Genomic DNA, 18,466 nt, shown 5'->3' with positions numbered 1-18,466 from the left:
AAAATGTTTCCAAGCGCAACGATAGCCATCATAGGCGCGCACTGCGCCCTGGTCACTAGCGGCTGCTGCGCCACTGCGGTCCTTGCAGTTTCGTACCCAGCCTGCGCCACCCCAGTATGACGCCTGTCACGCTCATCACCGCCCCACCCAGGCTCAGCGCGATGAGCATCACATCCCAGAGCGGTCTGCGCTCCAGCAGCGGCAGCCAGTCCCAGCTGTGCAGCATGGCAAACAGCCAGCGGCTCGTGCGGCGGTGGCTGTCGGTGCGGCCCAGTACGGCGCCTGTGTGCGGGTCGATGTGCACCCAGGTGGCGTGCGGGTCGTCGAACACCACGCGAAGCGCGGGCAAAGGCTTCTCGGCGCCGCCAGTCATGGTGTGGGCAGCGCGGTCGTAGTAGTGCAGATCGTAGGCGGTCAGGGTGTCGGTGCGCACCACCGCGTGGGGCAACAGGCGCGCGGCGGCTTCGGCCACAGCACCTGGGGCCCACACGTGCGCGGCGGCGGAGATGGCGTCCAGCACCGTCGGGGCGCCTGTGGGGCTGTGGGCCAGCACCAGCGTGTGGCCGGCATGGCGCACCCACCGCAGTTCACGGGTGTAGGGCGACGCCGCAGAGAGCAAGGCTTGCACCGCTGCTGCCTGCGCGGGCACTTGCAGGGGCCCGCCATTCATGGCCTGCTGGCGCAGTGGCATTGCGCCGCTGTCGAAAATTTTCCACGGGTTCATGGACATGAGGCCGCTGAAGATCCAGGTGAACGTGATGACCGCAAATACCAGCCCAAACACATGGTGCCAGCGCATCATGTAACCCCTGTACGGCGTGCGCGCGCCCGTCTTGTACCGGCCCCGGAAGCGCCAGCGCAGCACGCCCACCACCGTGCCCGTCACCGCGAGCACGATGCCTGCGACGGACAGCCAGTTCACGATGTCCGTCCAGTAGTCATTGAAGACATTGCCCCGGAAGGGGTAGAGCCAGTGGATCCAGGCGCCTGCGTAGTTCCAGGCGCGTTCCTGCCGCGGTGCATCGCGCACCACCTCGCCGGTGGTGCCCGACACATAGACCACGGTGCCCGCGCTGTCGCCCAGGTGCAGGCGGTGCAGGGGGCGGTGCACATCGAGTGCGCGCGAGTGGGTGAAGGCGTCCTCGTCGATCATGCCCTGGTAGTCGATGGACGGGTTGGCTTGCTGCGCAAAGGCGCGGGCCGAGGCGATGGCGTGCGTGGCGTCCACACGCTGCAATCGCTCGCCGGTGATGGCGTCGATGACCGCAGGCGCCGGTGCCCTGCGCGGGCTTGGTGCGGTGTCGCCGGTGGGTGCTGCGGGCACCACCACGTACACGGCACGCCCGCCGGTGGCCACCGCCAGCCGCAGGTCCTGCAGCGGGCCTACCAGGCCCGCGCGCTGCAGGGCATCGGCGGGTTCCAGCAGGCGCTCGGGGCCTAGCATGGTGCTGCGCAGGGGCGGCAGATGGGCAAGGCGCTCGGCCTGGGTGAGCTTTGGGTAGCCCACGTACATCATCACCACGCCCGAGACGAACCACATGGCGAAGAAGGCGCATAGCAACACGCCCAGCCAGCGGTGGACGAGGTACAGCCAGCGTTTGGCGTGTGGCATGTCCGGTGCTCCGCCTGCGTCAGAACGCGGTGTGCAGCGTCACGTCCAGCGTGCGCGGTGCGCCCAGGTAGACCTGGTCGCGCGTCTCGGCCGCGTAGATGCGGTCGGTGGCGTTGCGCACGCGGGTGGTGAGCGTGGTGGTCTTGTTGATCTTCCAGGCCAGGCCCAGGTCCAGCAGCGTGTACGACGGCCAGAACTTGGTGTTGGCTGCGTTGCCGTACACCTTGCCCACATGGCGCACGCCCGCGCTGGCCGTGACGGTGGGTGTGATCGCGTACGAGGCCCACAGATTGGCCACCTGCTGCGGAACCAGTTGGGGCACATTGCCCGCGCGCGAGACACCGCCCTGCACAAAGTTCTCGTACCGCGCGCGGGTCAGCGCCAGGTTGCCCTGCAACTGCCATTGCGGCGTGGGCCGAATGCCAGCCGACAGTTCGATGCCCTTGGACGACTGCTCGCCCACCAGCACTGTGAAGTTGGGGTTGGACGGGTCTTGCGAAGCGATGTTCTTGCGGCGGATCTCAAAGGCCGCGACCGTGGCGCTGCCCTTGCCGTCCCAGAAGTCGAACTTGCTGCCCACCTCGATCTGGCGGCCCGTGGTCAGTTCGCTGTTGTTGCGCACATCGGCAAACGAGGCCGAGGCCAGCGAGCCCGATGGCGGGTCGGCCGCGTTGGAGGCCTGTGCATACAAGTTGGCGCCGGGTGCAATGTCCCACACCACGCCCAGGCGGCCAGTGGTGGGGCTGTAGCTGCGGCTGAAGGTGGCGGGCGCGGTGGCTGTGACGGCGCGGCGGTTCACCAGGTCGAGGTCGATGCGCTCGTGCCGCAGCGCGGTGATCAGATTCACGCCAGGCACCACGGCCGTGCGGTTTTCCAGGTACAGCGCGGTGTTGGTGATCTTGTTGTCCTTGTCAGGGTTCAGGACGGGCGACATGCCGGGAATGTCGAAGAAGTTCTCGGTGGAGAAGTGGTAGGGGTTGACCGTGCCCACGGTGACCGAGGGGCCGAACGGGAAGCGCGTCTGCTTGTTCACGCTCACGTCCAGGCCAAAGGCCCAGTCGCTCTTTCGGCCTGCGAGCTGGCCTTGGTACGTGCCCTCCAGCCGGTCGCCCACCAGCTGTTGGTCGTGGCGTTGCAACAGCGGGGACGTGCGCGTGACCGCAGTGTTGGTGGCATTGAAGGTGTAGGTCTCCACGTTGCGGTAGTCGCGCAGGGCGTCGTACACGTAGAACGTGTTCTTGAGCTGCAGCGCATCCGACACACGCCATTGCGCCACCGAGCGCAGCCATTGCACGCGCTGCTCGTACATCCCGTCGGCGCTGTTGTAGTTCTTGAAGCGCGTGGCCGGGTCGATGGCCAGCGCGCCCACGGCGGGGTTGAGCACCGGTGTGCCCCAGTACGGGCGGTCCACGTGGTCCCTCTGGTATTCGTAGGCCAGTGTGTGCGTGAAGCCGCCGCCCAGGTCGGACAGCAGCGAGGTCGCCAGTTGGGTGGACTGTGTTCTGGTGCCTTCGATCCAGCTGCCTGCGTTGCGGTGGTTGAGGTCGATGCGCGCGTAGTGCGCAGGACCTGCGCTGCCATCGCCGCCTGCAATGCGGCGGTTCAGGCCTACCGACACTTCCTTCAGGTCGTAGGAGCCCAGGCGCAGCTGGCCCTCGGTGAAGTCGCTGCGCTCGGCCGCCTTGGTGATGTAGTTGATGGAGCCGCCCACGCCGCCCGATCCGTACAGAAAACTCGACGCGCCGCCGATGGCCTCGACCCGGTCGTAGATCCAGCTATCGACCGCGCGTGTGGCGCTGCCGTACTGCGGGTTGATGCCGTTGTACAGCTGCGCGACCGAGTTGCTGGTGAAGCCCCGGTAGTGCGCGGACATGGAGCCCGGCGCGTTGTGCGCCACCACGCCCGGCACGGCGCGCAGGATCTCCTGCGTGTCTTGCGCGCCGCGTGCGTCGATGGTGGCGCGGTCCACCACAGTGACGGAGGCGGGGTTCTCGCGCACCGTCAGACCCATGCGGCTGCCTGTGTCCACGGGCGTGTCCAGGTTGAGTTTGCCGTTGGGCGATGCGGCGGCATCGACCACATCCACGGCCTGCATTGTGGGTGGGGTGTTGGTCTGTGCGTGGGCTGCGACAGACGACAGTGCGCAGGTGGCAAGTACGCCAAGGCACAGAGGGGAAAGGGGCAGGCGCGGCAAGGCCGCAGCGCTGCGCGAAGCAAAGGAAATACGGGACATGAAAACGCTCTTGTCTTGAAGCGACAGCGCAGCCACGCCCGCGTGGGGTGCACGCAGGGCTGCGCCATCTGGAAACCAGCGGGAACGAGGCAGCACCCGACCACCAGGTACCGGGCACTGCCAACAAGCTTCAGATCAAGAGCGCGATGGGGGCCCGCGTGCGGGCAGGGGGGCTGCAGTGACGGCCGCAATGCGGGCGGCCTCGACGGGCTGCAGCGCATGGGCCAGGGGGTGGGGCGGCAGCACGGCGGCGACCGGTGTGGGGGGCGGGGCGCTGGGGGTGGAGCACAGCGGGCAGTCCATGCCCATCGCGCCCATTTCAACGGTGCCATCGTCGGTCTGCACCAGCAGCTTGATGGCGCCCGCGCCCGAGCAGATCACCTCAAAGGCCTGGGGGTGCACCAGTGGCGACGCAATGGCCACCCCCATCGACGCCACGAACCATGCGAGCACCCACAGGCGCAGCGCAGAGAAGGTTCGGAGGGCGGTCATGGGGCGCGATGATAGCGGCTGCCGTCGTGGCCGGAATCAGCGGCGCAGAGCCGGTGGATTATTTTTGCTATACAAATAATAGCTATCAGCGCATGATTCACTAGCGATTGCGGTCGATTTGCCTGAAAAACCGTTGGCGAACGACCTGTGCAGTGCCGGTGCGCGCCGGCGCGGTGCAGGCGCTTGGCATCGCCACTCCGGGGCTGGAGTGCCGTCGCGGGCGCAGGCTTGTGTCGCGCCCGTCTCAGGCCTGCGTGTACGCGGTCTTCACCGTGGTGTAGAACTCTGCCGCGTAACGCCCTTGCTCACGCGGGCCGTAGCTGCTGCTCTTGCGGCCGCCGAACGGCACGTGGTAGTCCACGCCCGCTGTGGGCAGGTTCACCATCACCATGCCGGCCTGGGCGTGGCGCTTGAAGTGTGTGGCGTGCTTGAGGCTGGTGGTGGCAATGCCGCTGGCCAGGCCGAAGGGCGTGTCATTGGCCAGGGCCAGCGCCTCTTCGTAGTTCTTGGCGCGCAACACGCTCACCACGGGGCCGAAGATCTCTTCGCGGTTGATGCGCATGCCGGGCGTGGTCTCGGTGAACAGGGCGGGGCGCAGGTAGTAGCCTGGGGCGCCGTCGGCGTTCTTCTCCAGTGCTTCACCGCCAAATGCCAGCTTGGCGCCTTCCTGCTGGCCGATGCCGATGTATTCCAGGTCTTGTGCGAGCTGGCGGTCGTCCACCACGGGGCCGATGTCGGTGCCGGTCTTGCGCGCGTCATCCACCTTCAGGGTCTTCATCTTCTCGACCATGGCGGCCACGAAGCGGTCGTGGATGCCTTCGGTCACGATCACGCGGCTGCTGGCGGTGCAGCGCTGGCCGGTGGAGAAGAAGCCGCTGTTGATGGCCGCGCCCACGGCCACGTTCAGGTCCGCGTCGTCCAGCACCAAAAACGGGTTCTTGCCGCCCATCTCCAGCTGCACCTTGGCGCCACGTGGCACGCAGGCCGCTGCCACGCGCTGGCCGGTGCCGACGGAGCCGGTAAAGCTCACGCCCGCAATGCGCTCGTCTTCGAGCAGCACGGCGCCCACGTCCGAACCCCGGCCCATCACCAGGTTGAACACACCAGCGGGCAGGCCCGCACGGTGCAGGATGTCAGCCAGCGCCCAGGCAGAGCCGGGCACCACCTCGGCGGGCTTGAACACCACCGTGTTGCCGTAGGCCAATGCGGGCGCGATCTTCCAGGCCGGGATGGCGATGGGGAAGTTCCACGGCGTGATGATGCCGATGGTGCCCAGCGGCTCACGTGTGATCTCAATGCCCACGCCAGGGCGCACGGACGGGATCATCTCGCCACCGGGGCGCAGCGCCTCGCCGGCAAAGAACTTGAAGATGGCGGCGGCGCGGCCCACTTCGCCAATCGCTTCGGGCAGGGTCTTGCCTTCTTCGCGGGCCAGCAGGTCGCCCAGCTCGGCCTTGCGGGCGATGATCTCGTTGCCCACCGCGTCCAGGATGTCAAAGCGCTGCTGGGGCGTGGACAGGCTCCATGCCGGAAAGGCCTCGTGGGCTGCGGCGACGGCCTCGAGTGCCTGCTCGCGGCTGGCCACGGCGTAGTCGCCGATCACGTCGCGTGTGTCGGAGGGGTTGGTGTTCTGGTACGTGCGGACGCCTTCGGTCCAGTTGCCGGCGATCAGGTTTGCGTGCATGGCGGTGGTGGTGTGAAAGGGTGGGTGGTTGAAGAAATTCGAATCACAGCCCCGGTGCCGGGATGGCGTGGCCAGGAGCGCTGGCCACCACAGGGGCTGCCCATTCAGGCAAGGCCGTACGCCATGGCATGGCCGCTGCGGATTTGTTGTATGTCATCGTACAACATAAGTGCATTTTTGGGCACCCCGGGTAACTACTCATGGGATCACTTCCTGCCGCCTGGGCCCGCCGGGTGCCTCGGACCCGCAGGGCGACAGGTCGGCGCATGGGGTGGGGCGCATCGACACGACCCCTGGCCTTCAGCCAGCCTCGGCCTGTGCACGCCGGCGGCGTTCACGGCTGTTGGCCAGGTGGGTGCGCATGGCTGCACGGGCTGCGTCGGGGTCCTGGCCCACGATGGCGTCGTAGATGCTCTCGTGCTCGCCATTCACGCGGCGCAGGTACTGTCTGCGTTCGTCGTTGGGGGCTTCGACCGAATCCAGCCGCGCGCGCGGAATGATCATGCTGCCCAATGTGCCCATCAGCTCGGCGAAGTGGCTGTTCTGCGTGGCGCGGGCGATCTCCAGATGGAACTGGAAGTCCGCCGCCACCGCGTCGCGCCCGGCGTCCACGGCCGCCGCCACAGTGTCCAGCGCCTCGCGCATGGTCTTGAGGTTGGCGGGCGTGCGGCGCTGCGCGGCCAGCGCGGCGGCCTCGGTTTCTACGCCGATGCGCAGTTCCAGCACCGCAATCACGTCACGCAGGGTGCTGAACTGGTCGGGCGTGATCTTGAAGCCCGGGGCCTGCCCAAGGCCCAACACAAACGTGCCGATGCCATGCCGTGTCTCCACCAGGCCCGACGCCTGCAGCTTGGAAATGGCCTCGCGCACCACCGTGCGGCTGACGTTGAACTCGGCCATGATCGCGGCCTCGGTGGGCAGCTTGTCGCCCAGTGCCAGGCGCCCGTCGCGGATGCGGTCACCCAGGGAGTCCACCAGCTCCAGGGCCAGGGTGCGGGGCTTGCGGCGTGGGGCGATGTCGGTGCTCATGTCTCGGTGTTATCCCTATGTGTTGGACGGGTTGAAAGGAGTACATTGCCTCCTCGTTGTATGACAACTGATGACGTTCAACCGCTTGTAACGCCACTGTACCAAGAACCTCCGCAAAAGCCATGCCCTGTCACCCGACGCCGATCCGTTTTCAACGCTTGTTATTGACCGGGGCCGCTGGCGGACTGGGGCGTGAATTGCGCACGCGCCTGAAGGCGTACTGCACCACCTTGCGCCTGTCCGACGTCGCCGACCTGGGCAGCGAGGCGCCCGGCGAAGAGTTGCGCCCCGCGCGGCTGGAAGACGCCAGTGCCATGCTGCCGCTGCTGGAGGGGGTGGACGCTGTGGTGCACCTGGGCGGCGTGTCCACCGAGCAGCCCTGGGACCCCATCCTGCAGGCCAACATCATTGGTGCCTACAACCTCTATGAGGCCGTTCGCAAGCAAGGCGTCAAGCGCGTGGTGTTTGCCAGCTCCAACCACGTGACCGGCTTTTACCGCCAGGACGAAGTGGTGGGCCTGCGCGACCCTGCGCGGCCCGATGGCCTGTATGGCCTGTCCAAGGCGTTTGGCGAGGATCTTTCGCGCTTCTACTTTGACCGCTACGGCATCGAAACCGTGTGCCTGCGCATCGGCTCCTCCTTCCCCGAGCCGCGCAACCGCCGCATGCTGGCCACCTGGATGAGCTACGACGACCTGGAGCGCCTGGTCGTGGCCAGCCTCACAGCGCCGGTGGTAGGCCACAGCATCATCTATGGCATGGGCGACAACACCACCACCTGGTGGGACAACACACTCGCCCGCCACATCGGCTACCGCCCGCAGGACAGCTCCGAGCCCTTCCGCGTCAAGGTGGAGGCTGCAGACCCGCAGCCCGACCTGACGGACCCAGCCGTGATCTACCAGGGCGGGCCGTTTGTGCGCACCGGTCCGTTCGAGTGAGTGGGGCCATGGAACTCCTGTTGCCTCACCACCAGGACCAGGTGGGCGAAAGCCCCCTGTGGAGCACGGCCGAGCAGGCGCTGTACTGGGTGGACATCGAAGGCCGAGCGCTGCGCCGCCTGCGCTGGGCCGACCGGCAACTGATGAGCTGGGCGACGCCGGAGCGGCTGGCCTGCATTGCGCTGCATGCCAGCGGCGGGCTCATCGCTGGCATGGACACGGGCATCTTCCACCTTCAGCCTGCCGATGACGGCACTCTGGTCTGCACCCTCATCTCTGCCGTGCAGCACCCGCAAGCTGGCATGCGCTTCAACGACGGGCGCTGTGACCGCCAGGGTCGCTTCTGGGCCGGCACCATGGTGCGCGACATGTCGCTGGCGCAACCCGCTGGCGGCCTGTACCGGCAGGACGCGCGCGGCCTTTCGGCGCCGCTGATCGAAGGCCTGGTCACCCAGAACGGCCTGGCGTTCAGCCCCGATGGCGCCACCATGTACCTCAGCGACAGCCACCCCAGCGTGCAAAAGATCTGGTCGCTGGACCTGCACGAAGACGGCAGCCTGGGGACGCGCCGTCTGTTGGTGGATATGCGCGAGCTGCCCGGCCGGCCGGACGGTGCGGCCATCGACACCGATGGCTGCTACTGGATCTGCGCCAACGACGCTGGCATGGTGCATCGCTTCACCCCATCGGGCGTGCTGGACCGCTCGCTGGCCGTGCCGGTCAGCAAGCCCTCGATGTGCAGTTTTGGCGGGCCCGACATGGACCTGCTTTTCATCACCTCCATCCGCCCCGGCCAGCCGCAGGGCAACGATGTAGCCCATGGCGGCGCGGTCTTCGTGACCCGCCCGGGCGCCCAAGGGCTCGCAGAGGCCCCGTACCCGCCCGCCTGAGCGCGGCACCCCAACCGATTCAACCCCGGAGACAAAGCACCATGAACGTTCCACACCTCTTTGGCCGCGTGGCCATCGCCGCTGGCATCTTGCTCGGCAGCCTGGCCGCGCAGGCCACCGAGTTCCGCTCGTCCGACATCCACCCCGAGGATTACCCCACCGTGCTGGCCGTGCGCCACATGGGTGAGACGCTGTCCAAGGCCACCGGCGGCAAGCACAGCATCAAGGTCTACGCCAAGGGGTCGCTTGGCATCGAGAAGGACACCATCGAGCAGACCAAGCTGGGGGCGATTGCCATGACGCGCGTGAACGTCGCGCCCATGAACAACATCTGCCCCGCCACCATGGTGCCCACCATGCCCTTCCTGTTCCGCGACAAGGAGCACATGCGCAAGGTGCTGGACGGCGCCATTGGCGACGAGATCCTGAAGGACTGCGAATCGCAGGGCTTCGTGGGCCTGGCGTTCTATGACAGCGGTGCACGCTCGATCTACACCGTCAAGAAGCCCATCAAGACCCTGGCCGACGTCAAGGGCCTGAAGGTGCGCGTGCAGCAGAGCGACCTGTGGGTCTCGCTGCTCGAAGCCATGGGCGCCAACGCCACCCCCATGCCGTTCGGCGAGGTCTACACCGCGCTCAAGACCGGCCTGGTGGACGCTGCAGAAAACAACTACCCCAGCTACGAAAGCTCGCGCCACTTCGAAGTCGCCAAATACTTCAACAAGACCGAGCATTCCATGGCGCCCGAGATCCTCTTGTTCAGCAAGCGAGTGTGGGACACCTTGAGCGCAGACGACCAGAAGGCCATCCGCGCCGCCGCCAAGGAGTCGGTGGGCTACATGCGCAAGATCTGGGACGAGCGCGAAGAGAAATCCCTGGCCACGGTGAAGGCTGGCGGCGCGCAGGTGGTGGATATCGACAAGGTGGCCTTCAAGGCTGCCATGAAGCCGGTGTACGACAAGTTCCTCAAGGACCCCAAGCTGCAGGACATGGTCAAGCGCATCGACGCGGTGCAATAAGCCAGAAGCCAGAGCCTCCAGGGCAGGCGGGACCGGGAACAGCCCGCCGCCTGCCCGTTTCCAGTTGTTGTTGTTTTTGAATGTCCACTATGTACACGCGACTCTGCGCTTTCATTGCGCGCGCCTGCCTGAAGCTCGGGGTGGGGGGGCTGGTCCTGCTGGTCTGTGCCGTGCTCTACCAGGTCATAGGCCGCTATATCTTCAATGACACCCCCACCTGGGCCGAGAGCGGCGCCGTACTGCTGGTGCTTTACGTGACCATGCTGGGCATGGCCGTGGGCGTGCGTGACGCGGGCCACATCGGTCTGGAATCGTTCCTGGTGCTGGCGCCCGATTGGCTGCGCACCAAGCTCGAGCTGCTGATCCACGCGCTGGTGCTGCTGTTCGGCATCGTCATGGCCTGGAACTGCGGCGTGCTGGCCGAGTCGGTGGCACCGTACAAGATCCCCACGCTGGGCATCTCCGAAGCCTTCAAGTACGTGCCGCCCGCCATGGCTGGCCTACTGGTGGCCATGTTCTCGCTGGAACACATCATCGCCATCCTGCGTGGCACGGAAGTAGAGCCCGCCTGGCATTGAGCGGCCTCACTGTCTCTCCGCCCCCTAACGTCCCTACAAAGATTCCACCATCATGGCGTTGACCATCCTGTGCGTGAGCTTCACGCTATTGCTGCTGCTGGGCGTGCCCGTGGCCTTCTCGATCGGCCTGTCCTCGCTGGCCACCATCCTGTACGAAGGCCTGCCCCTGGCCGTGGGTTTCCAGCAAATGATTTCGGGCATGAACCCGTTCTCGTTCCTGGCCATCCCGTTCTTCATCTTTGCAGGCGAGATCATGATGTACGGCGGCATTGCCGACCGCATCGTCAACTTTGCCAAGAGCGTGGCGGGCCATGTGCGCGGCGGCCTGGGCATGAGCAATGTGCTGGCCTGCACGCTGTTTGGCGGTGTCTCGGGCTCGCCGGTGGCCGACGTGTCGGCCATGGGCGCCGTGCTCATCCCGCAGATGAAGAAGGAGGGCTACCACGCTGACTACGCGGTGAACGTGACCACCCACGCCTCGCTGGTGGGCGCGCTCATGCCCACCTCGCACAACCTCATCATCTTCACGCTGGCGGCTGGGGGCAAGGTGAGTATTGCGGCGCTGATCCTTGCAGGCATCGTGCCGGCCCTGTTGCTGACCATCTGCAACCTGGCTGCCGCCTACTTCGTGGCTGTCAAGCGCGGCTACCCCGCAGGCACCTTCCCGGGCTGGGAGATTGTGTGGATCTCGTTCCGCGCCTCGGTACCAGGCCTCGCCGTGGTAGTCATCATCATCGCGGGCATTTTGTCGGGGGCGTTCACCGCTACCGAGTCGGCGTCGGTCGCAGTGCTGTGGGCGCTGATTCTGTCGGTCTTCGTCTACAAGAAGCTCACGCGCGAGCAGTTCCTCAAGGCCGCGTCCAAGGCCGTCAAGACCACGGGCACAGTGCTGCTGCTCATCGGCATCTCGTCCATGTTCGGCTACCTCATCGGCCTCTACGGTGTGGCCGAGCTCACGGGTGATGCGCTCAAGTCCATGAGCACCTCGCCCTGGGTGATCTTCCTGTCGGTGAACATCATCCTGTTCGTGCTGGGCACCTTTCTCGACATGGCGGCCACCATCCTTATCTGCACTCCCATCTTTTTGCCGATCTGCCAGCAGTTCGGCATGAGCACGGAGCAGTTCGGCATCGTCATGCTGATCAACTGCGCGCTGGGCCTGAACACCCCTCCCGTGGGCACCACGCAGTTCATCGGCTGCACCATCGGGGGCGTGTCGGTGGGCGAGGTGATGAAGACCATCTGGCCGTTCTACAGTGCGCTCATCGTGGCGCTGATGCTGGTGACCTATGTGCCCCAGTTCTCGATGTGGCTGCCAGACCTGGTGCTCAAGGGCGGCGGCTGACCCGGCAGGAGTGATGGCTCAGCCACCGGGCGGATTGAAACCCGCGTACCTTGTGAATTGAACGGACCTATGCGACAAGCTCTCACCATCCGTATGCATGCCCAGGACAACGTCGCCATCGTCGCCAACGACGGTGGCCTGCCTGCGGGCACCCTGTTGCCAGACGGTGTGCCGGGCGCGGGCATCGCGCTGCGCGACAAGGTGCCGCAGGGCCACAAGGTGGCGCTGGCGGACATCCCTGAAGGCGGCGTGGTGCGCCGCTACAACGTGCCCATCGGCTATGCGCTCAAAGACATCGAGGCGGGCAGCTGGGTGCACGAGCGCCTGCTGCAGATGCCTTCGGCCCGCGCGCTCGAAGGCCTGCCCATGGCCACGGTGCAACCGCCGGTGCTTGAACCCCTGACGGGCTACACCTTCGAGGGCTACCGTAACGCCGATGGCTCGGTGGGCACGCGCAACATCCTGGCCATCACCACCACCGTGCAGTGTGTGGCTGGTGTGGTGGCGCAGGCCGTGCGCCGCATCAAGGCCGAGCTGCTGCCTTTGTTTCCCCATGTGAACGATGTGATCGGCCTGGAGCACACCTACGGCTGCGGCGTGGCCATTGATGCGCCCGACGCCATCATCCCCATCCGCACGCTGCGCAACATCAGCCTCAACCCCAACTTTGGGGGCGAGGTCATGGTGGTCAGTCTGGGCTGCGAGAAGCTGCAGCCCGACCGGCTGCTGCCCCCGGGCAGCTTCCCCATCACCGACGAGCGCGACGCGGCGCTGGGCCCCGAGACGGTGTGCCTGCAGGCCGACGAGCATGTGGGCTTCATGTCCATGCTCGACCACATCGTGCAAAGCGCGCGCCCGCACCTGGAACGCCTGAACGCCCGCCGCCGCGAGACCATCCCCGCCAGCGAGCTGGTGCTGGGTGTGCAGTGCGGTGGCAGCGATGCGTTCTCGGGCGTCACCGCCAACCCGGCCGTGGGCTTCTGCGCCGACCTGCTGGTGCGCGCGGGCGCCACGGTGATGTTCAGCGAGAACACAGAAGTGCGCGACGCCGTGGAGCAGCTCACCAGCCGCGCAGCCACGCCCGAAGTGGCCGAATCCATCGTGCGGGAGCTGGGCTGGTACGACCGCTATCTGGACCGGGGCCGCGTGGACCGCGCGGCCAACACCACGCCGGGCAACAAGGCGGGCGGCTTGTCCAACATCGCCGAGAAGGCCATGGGCTCCATCATCAAGAGCGGCACCGCGCCCATTGCGCATGTGCTGGCCCCGGGCGAGAAGCTGCGCCGCGACCAGCGCGGCCTGGTGTATGCCGCCACGCCCGCCAGCGACTTCATCTGCGGTACGCTGCAACTGGCTGCCGGCATGAACCTGCACGTGTTCACCACCGGCCGGGGCACACCCTACGGTCTGGCCGAGTGCCCTGTGGTCAAGGTGGCCACGCGCACTGATCTGGCGCGCCGCTGGCACGACCTGATGGACATCAACGCTGGCAAGATCGCCGATGGTGAGGCCACTATCGAACAGCTGGGCTGGGAGATGTTCCACCTGCTGCTCGACGTGGCCAGCGGTCGCAAGAAGACCTGGGCCGAGCAGTGGCAACTGCACAACGCGCTGGTGCTGTTCAACCCGGCGCCCGTTACCTAAACCCTGCCGGGCCCTGGCCCTTTGTGTTCCCCCTTCAACAGCCCTTGCCTGCAAGGGCTGTTGTCCTTGAAAGACCGCATCTCATGGGGCATTCCCGATTTTCTGACCGCAAGGTCGTGGTGGCGCTGGCGCTGCTGTGTTGCCTGCTCTGGGGCAGCTCGTACCCCGCCATCAAGACCGGGTACGCCTGGTTCGGCATCTCACGCAATGACGTCCCCGCGCAGCTCGTATTCGCAGGCTGGCGGTTTCTGGGCGCCGGGTTGATCCTGCTGGCCTGGGCTGTAGCCACGCGCAAGGTCATCTGGGGCCTGGGGCCCGGGGCCGGGCGCCAGTTTGTGGTGCTGGGCTTAGCGCAGACCACGCTGCAGTACGTGTTCTTCTACGTGGGCCTGGCACACACCACGGGCGTCAAGGGCTCCATCATGAATGCTACGGGCACGTTTTTCAGCGTGCTGCTGGCGCACTGGGTCTATCACAACGACCGTCTGAGCCATTCCAAGCTCTGGGGCTGCCTGGTGGGCTTTGCGGGCGTGATGGTCGTCAACCTGGGGCGCGGCACGCTGGACCTGGACGTCACCCTGCTGGGCGAAGGCTTCGTGGTGATCGCCGCCCTGGTGCTGGCCGCGGCCAGCATTTACGGCAAGCAGGTGTCGCAGCGCATGGATTCCGTCGTGATGACGGGCTGGCAGCTGGGCCTGGGCGGTGTGGCGTTGTTGGCCATTGGCTGGTCGCTGGGTGGTTCGCTCACGGGCTTCACCTGGGGCTCTGCGGTGCTGCTGGTGTACCTGGCGCTGCTGTCGTCGGCCGCGTTTTCGCTGTGGAGCATCCTGCTCAAGCACAACCGCGTGAGCCAGATCACGGTGTTCAACTTCACCGTGCCGATCTTTGGCGCTGCGTTGTCAGCACTGTTTTTGGGCGAGGCGCTGTGGGAGTGGAAAAACCTGCTGGCCCTGGTGCTGGTGTGTGCGGGCATCTGGCTCGTCACGCGCGATACGGCCAGTGCCACCAAATAGACTCGGCCCATGGCTTTCACACTTTCCCGCGACGCATTCCAGCGCGACCTGCACGGCCAGCGCACCGACCTGTTCACCCTGCGCAGCCCCGGCGGCCTGCAGGTGGCGGTGAGCAACTACGGCGCCCGCCTGGTGCAGGTGGCGGTGCCCGATGGGCAGGGCGGCCTGGCCGATGTGGCGCTGGGCTACGACAGCCTGCAGGGCTACCTGGACGGCCAGCTCTCCATGGGCGCGCTCATTGGCCGCTGGGCGGGGCGTCTGCGTGCGGGCACGCTGACCCTGCCGGATGGATCGCGCCAGCAACTGCCCACCAACAGCGGGCCACACCATCACCACGGCGGCCCGCGCGGGAGCCGCTTCCAGGTGTTTGCGGTGGAACACGTGCAGGCTGATGCACTGACCATGAGCCACACCTTCCGCACAGAGGACGACGGGGTGCCCGGCACGGTGCGCCTGCAGCTCCACCTGCAGGTCACAGCCGACAACGCGCTGCACATGGCCTGGACGGCCGAGGTGCTCCATGCCCCTACGGTGCTCAACCTCACCGGGCATGCGTTCTTCAACCTGGCAGGCCAGGGCAGCACCCACGGCCACACCCTGCAGGTGCCGGCCAGCCGCTATGTGCCATTGGCCGCCGATGTGTGCCCCACGGGCATGCTGAGCGCGGTGCAGGGCACGCCGTTCGACTTCCGCCGGGCCCGCCGTGTGGCGGATGCCATCGCAACACCCCATGAGCAACTGGCTGTGGCGGGCGGGCTGGACCACTACCTGGTGCTGGACGAACAGGCGGCCCCCCTTGCCCCTCCGTCGTCATCCATCACGCCACCGGGCCTGCGACTGGCCGCGCTGCTGGGCGAACCGGTGAGCGGCCGCGCGATGGAGGTGTGGAGCACCGCGCCCGGCGTGCAGGTGTATGCGGGCCACGGCCTCAAGGCCGACCCCGCGCGGGACCGGGGGCGTGGAGTGGGGCAGGGCGGCTGGCTCTGGCAGCCGGGCGACGGTATCTGCCTGGAGCCCATGGAGTACCCGGATGCGCCCAACCACGCGGGCTTTCCGGTGCGCTGGTGGCAGCCGGGCGAGGTGGTGCGGGGCGCTATCGTGTACCGCTTCGTCAGTGGTTGAAGGCCAGTAGCGGGGTGGCATGGGAGGCCCCTGCCGCGCTACCATGCCCCTTGGCTTTTAACCAAGGTGGCTCATGCACATGTCCAACGCCCCCAGCACCCAGTGGAAAGAAGTGGTGGCCCCCGATGAAGCGCAGCGCTTTGCGGGCTACGCGCGCCAGTTTGCCGAGCTGCAGGCCCGCAAGTCGCAAAAATATGGCAACGGACGAGGCCTGCATCGCAAGCAGCTGACCGTCGCGTATGGCCGCCTGGAGGTGCTGGGCGATTTGCCCGCGTTTGCCGCCCAGGGCTTGTTCGCGCAACCTGCGCAGTACGACGTACGGGTACGGCTGAGCAACGGCGGCATGGACAAGGCGGCGGACCACAAGCCCGACATCCGGGGCTTTGCGATCAGTGTGCGGGGAGTGCAGGGCGACTCTGCCTTGGGCAACGGGCCCGCAAAAAGCCAGGACTTCCTGCTCATCAACCAGGAAAAGTTCGCCTTCCCCCAGAGCGCAGAGTTTGTGGATTTTGTGGTCGCTGCGTCGCACGGCGGCGGCGCGCTGATCAAGTTCCTGGTGCAGCGCCATGGCTTGCTGGGTGCGGCCCGGCAGATCGCCAAGACGGTCAAGACCTTTGGGCGGCCCTTTGGCGGCTTTGCATCGCATGCCATGTTCAGCGCTGCACCCATTGCCTGCGGGCCCTATGCCGTGCGTGTGCGCCTTGTGCCCCATGCGTCCAATGGGGCGCCCGTCAGGCAGGTGCAGCACGACTGGGATGCCGAATTCTCCGGCCGCCTGCGCCAACAAGACCTGCAGTGGGACCTGCAGCTGCAGCCTTTTGTGGACGAGGCCACCACCCCCATTGAAGACGCCAGCGTGGACTGGCCCACGCCCTACACCACCGTGGCCCGGCTCACCCTGCCACGGCAGGACCCGGCTGCCGACGCAGCCCTGGCCGCCGAGGTGGAGGCCGCCGTGTTCGACCCCTGGCAGGCGCTGGCTGCGCACCGGCCCCTGGGCGACGTGATGCGGGCCCGCAAGGTGGTGTATTTCGAAAGCCAGAAAGGCCGTGGCGCTGCGTGACCTGCGGGGTGCGGCGACCGGGCGCTTCGTGAGGAAGCTCCCGCGGTACTCAGAAAAACAGTGAGGGTGTTGAATCCCGGTCTGAGAGCGGCTCACAAAACTCAGCGAAGCGGCCCTGGCTAGGCGTTTCGCCGCAGGCAGTACAAGCAGTACGACAAGACGAGACAACGACGCCAGGGGAGTTTTGTTAGCCGCTCTAAGTTTCGTCTAAGTGTTGGTGCCCACACTGCCCTCCATCGCAACTCCGATTGGAAAGGCACCACACCATGAACACGACAACGCTGACCTCCACCCCCCGCCGCCTCATCCTGGCCCTGGTGGCCGCCGGTGCGGTGGGTGCCACGGGCGCAGGCCTCATCACCGGGCACCAGGCCCGCGCCCTGACCCCGCCCCCCGCCATCGTGGCCCAGACGCCTGCGGCCCCCGGCGGGGCTTTGCCGAGCTTCGCGCAGATCACCGCGCAAAACGGCCCTGCAGTGGTCAACATCAGCGTGACGGGCAGCACCAAGGCCGCGATGGCCGATGACGACGGCGAAGACGAAGGCCAGCCCGCCGCGCGCCAGGGCCGCGCGCCGCAAATGGACCCGAACGATCCGTTCTACCAGTTCTTCCGCCAGTTCGGTTTTCCGGGTGGCATGGGGCCACAGGCCCAGCCCAACGTACCCACGCACGGCCAGGGCTCCGGCTTCATCGTCAGCCCCGATGGCCTGGTGCTGACCAATGCCCATGTGGTCAAGGGTGCCAGCGAAGTCATCGTCAAGCTCACCGACCGCCGCGAGTTCCGCGCCAAGGTGCTGGGCTCCGACCCCAAGACCGACGTGGCCGTGCTCAAGATCGACGCCAAGAACCTGCCCACGGTGCGCCTGGGTAGTACCCGCGATCTGCAGGTGGGCGAATGGGTGCTGGCCATCGGCTCGCCCTTTGGCTTTGAAAACAGCGTGACGGCGGGTGTGGTCAGCGCCAAGGGCCGCTCGCTGCCCGACGACAGCCTGGTGCCCTTCATCCAGACCGATGTGGCGGTGAACCCTGGCAATTCGGGCGGGCCTTTGTTCAATGCACGCGGTGAAGTGGTCGGCATCAACTCGCAGATCTACAGCCGCTCGGGTGGCTACCAAGGGGTGTCGTTCTCCATCCCGATCGAGCTGGCGGCCAAGATCAAGGACCAGATTGTTGCCACCGGCAAGGTGCGCCACGCACAGCTGGGCGTGGCCGTGCAAGAGGTGAACCAGGCGTTTGCCGAGTCGTTCAACCTCGACAAGCCCGAAGGCGCGCTGGTGGCCAGCGTCAGCAAGGGCAGCCCCGCAGAGAAGGCCGGCCTGCAGGCGGGCGACGTGATCCGCCAGGTGGACGGCCAGCCCATCGTCGCCTCGGGCGACCTGCCCGCCTGGGTGGGCCAGGCGCAGCCGGGCCAACAGGCCAAGCTGTCGGTGTGGCGCCAGGGCAAGCCGCTGGAGCTGACCGCCACCCTGGGCGACGCCAGCGACAAGGCGATCAAGCAGGCGCGCAACGACGATGCCGTGGGCAAGGGCCAACTGGGCCTGTCATTGCGTCCGCTGGACCCGCAGGAGCGGCGCGCGGCAGGCCTCAATGAGGGCCTGGTCATCGAGCAGGCGCGCGGCCCCGCCGCTGCGGCCGGTGTGCAGCCGGGCGACGTGCTGCTGGCCATCAACGGCGCGCCCATCAAGGACGTCACGCAGGTGCGTGCCGCCATGGCCAAGGCGGGCAAGTCGGTGGCGCTGCTGATTGAGCGCGACGGCGACAAGATCTTTGTGCCCGTGCGCCTGGGCTGATCCATGGCCTG

Annotated in this window: 15 protein-coding genes; 10 read left to right on the top strand and 5 right to left on the bottom strand. The window is 66.7% G+C overall.

All coding sequences use genetic code 11. From position 1 onward, the window contains the following. Positions 1 to 55 precede the first annotated feature (55 nt). The 5 genes from ASD75_RS15545 to ASD75_RS15525 form a co-directional block, all read right to left on the bottom strand. Positions 56 to 1,612, bottom strand: a complete 1,557-nt coding sequence (locus ASD75_RS15545) for a PepSY-associated TM helix domain-containing protein (RefSeq protein ID WP_056746873.1) — start codon at positions 1,610 to 1,612, stop codon at positions 56 to 58. 19 nt (positions 1,613 to 1,631) lie between these two features. Beyond that, complete coding sequence (locus ASD75_RS15540; protein ID WP_056746982.1) at positions 1,632 to 3,845, bottom strand: TonB-dependent siderophore receptor; 2,214 nt, start codon at positions 3,843 to 3,845, stop codon at positions 1,632 to 1,634. Between the two features lie 135 nt (positions 3,846 to 3,980). Continuing rightward, a complete protein-coding gene (locus ASD75_RS15535) occupies positions 3,981 to 4,337 on the bottom strand; it encodes a DUF2946 family protein (RefSeq protein WP_056066189.1) in 357 nt (118 codons plus the stop codon). A 244-nt stretch (positions 4,338 to 4,581) separates the two neighbouring features. Beyond that, positions 4,582 to 6,021, bottom strand: a complete 1,440-nt coding sequence (locus tag ASD75_RS15530; protein WP_056746872.1) for an aldehyde dehydrogenase family protein — start codon at positions 6,019 to 6,021, stop codon at positions 4,582 to 4,584. A gap of 300 nt (positions 6,022 to 6,321) precedes the next feature. Further along, the gene (locus ASD75_RS15525; RefSeq protein ID WP_056746871.1) at positions 6,322 to 7,050 is read right to left on the bottom strand and encodes a FadR/GntR family transcriptional regulator; all 729 of its coding nucleotides are present in this window, start codon (positions 7,048 to 7,050) and stop codon (positions 6,322 to 6,324) included. Positions 7,051 to 7,172: 122 nt separating this feature from the next. Between ASD75_RS15525 and ASD75_RS15520 the strand changes: the two genes are divergently transcribed. From ASD75_RS15520 to ASD75_RS15475, 10 genes are all read left to right on the top strand, one after another. After that, positions 7,173 to 7,991, top strand: a complete 819-nt coding sequence (locus tag ASD75_RS15520) for an NAD(P)-dependent oxidoreductase (protein ID WP_056746870.1) — start codon at positions 7,173 to 7,175, stop codon at positions 7,989 to 7,991. 8 nt (positions 7,992 to 7,999) lie between these two features. Next, entirely contained in the window at positions 8,000 to 8,881 is an 882-nt protein-coding gene (locus ASD75_RS15515; RefSeq protein WP_056746869.1) for an SMP-30/gluconolactonase/LRE family protein, read from the top strand. 41 nt (positions 8,882 to 8,922) lie between these two features. Then, on the top strand, positions 8,923 to 9,900 hold the full coding sequence (locus tag ASD75_RS15510; protein ID WP_056066174.1) for a TRAP transporter substrate-binding protein: 978 nt from the start codon (positions 8,923 to 8,925) through the stop codon (positions 9,898 to 9,900). Between the two features lie 89 nt (positions 9,901 to 9,989). Continuing rightward, positions 9,990 to 10,478 (top strand): TRAP transporter small permease, encoded by a 489-nt coding sequence (locus ASD75_RS15505; RefSeq protein WP_056746868.1) that lies wholly within the window; start codon positions 9,990 to 9,992, stop codon positions 10,476 to 10,478. A gap of 52 nt (positions 10,479 to 10,530) precedes the next feature. After that, positions 10,531 to 11,823 (top strand): TRAP transporter large permease, encoded by a 1,293-nt coding sequence (locus tag ASD75_RS15500; RefSeq protein WP_056066169.1) that lies wholly within the window; start codon positions 10,531 to 10,533, stop codon positions 11,821 to 11,823. Between the two features lie 69 nt (positions 11,824 to 11,892). Further along, positions 11,893 to 13,467: a galactarate dehydratase gene (garD, locus tag ASD75_RS15495; RefSeq protein WP_233193686.1), complete on the top strand. Its 1,575-nt coding sequence runs from the start codon at positions 11,893 to 11,895 to the stop codon at positions 13,465 to 13,467. An 83-nt stretch (positions 13,468 to 13,550) separates the two neighbouring features. Then, positions 13,551 to 14,480 carry a DMT family transporter gene (locus ASD75_RS15490; protein WP_056746866.1) on the top strand — a complete coding sequence of 310 codons (930 nt, stop codon included), beginning with the start codon at positions 13,551 to 13,553 and terminating at the stop codon, positions 14,478 to 14,480. A gap of 9 nt (positions 14,481 to 14,489) precedes the next feature. Beyond that, positions 14,490 to 15,602, top strand: coding sequence for an aldose epimerase family protein (locus tag ASD75_RS15485; RefSeq protein ID WP_056746865.1), 1,113 nt, complete (start codon positions 14,490 to 14,492; stop codon positions 15,600 to 15,602). Between the two features lie 79 nt (positions 15,603 to 15,681). Continuing rightward, complete coding sequence (locus tag ASD75_RS15480) at positions 15,682 to 16,665, top strand: catalase (RefSeq protein ID WP_235511640.1); 984 nt, start codon at positions 15,682 to 15,684, stop codon at positions 16,663 to 16,665. A gap of 266 nt (positions 16,666 to 16,931) precedes the next feature. Then, entirely contained in the window at positions 16,932 to 18,455 is a 1,524-nt protein-coding gene (locus ASD75_RS15475) for a DegQ family serine endoprotease (protein ID WP_056746863.1), read from the top strand. Positions 18,456 to 18,466 lie beyond the last annotated feature (11 nt).

This window comes from Acidovorax sp. Root568 (genome assembly GCF_001427445.1).
Taxonomy (GTDB): domain Bacteria; phylum Pseudomonadota; class Gammaproteobacteria; order Burkholderiales; family Burkholderiaceae_C; genus Acidovorax; species Acidovorax delafieldii.
Note: the sequence above shows the minus strand (reverse complement) of the source record. Positions and strands in the feature narration are given on the sequence as shown.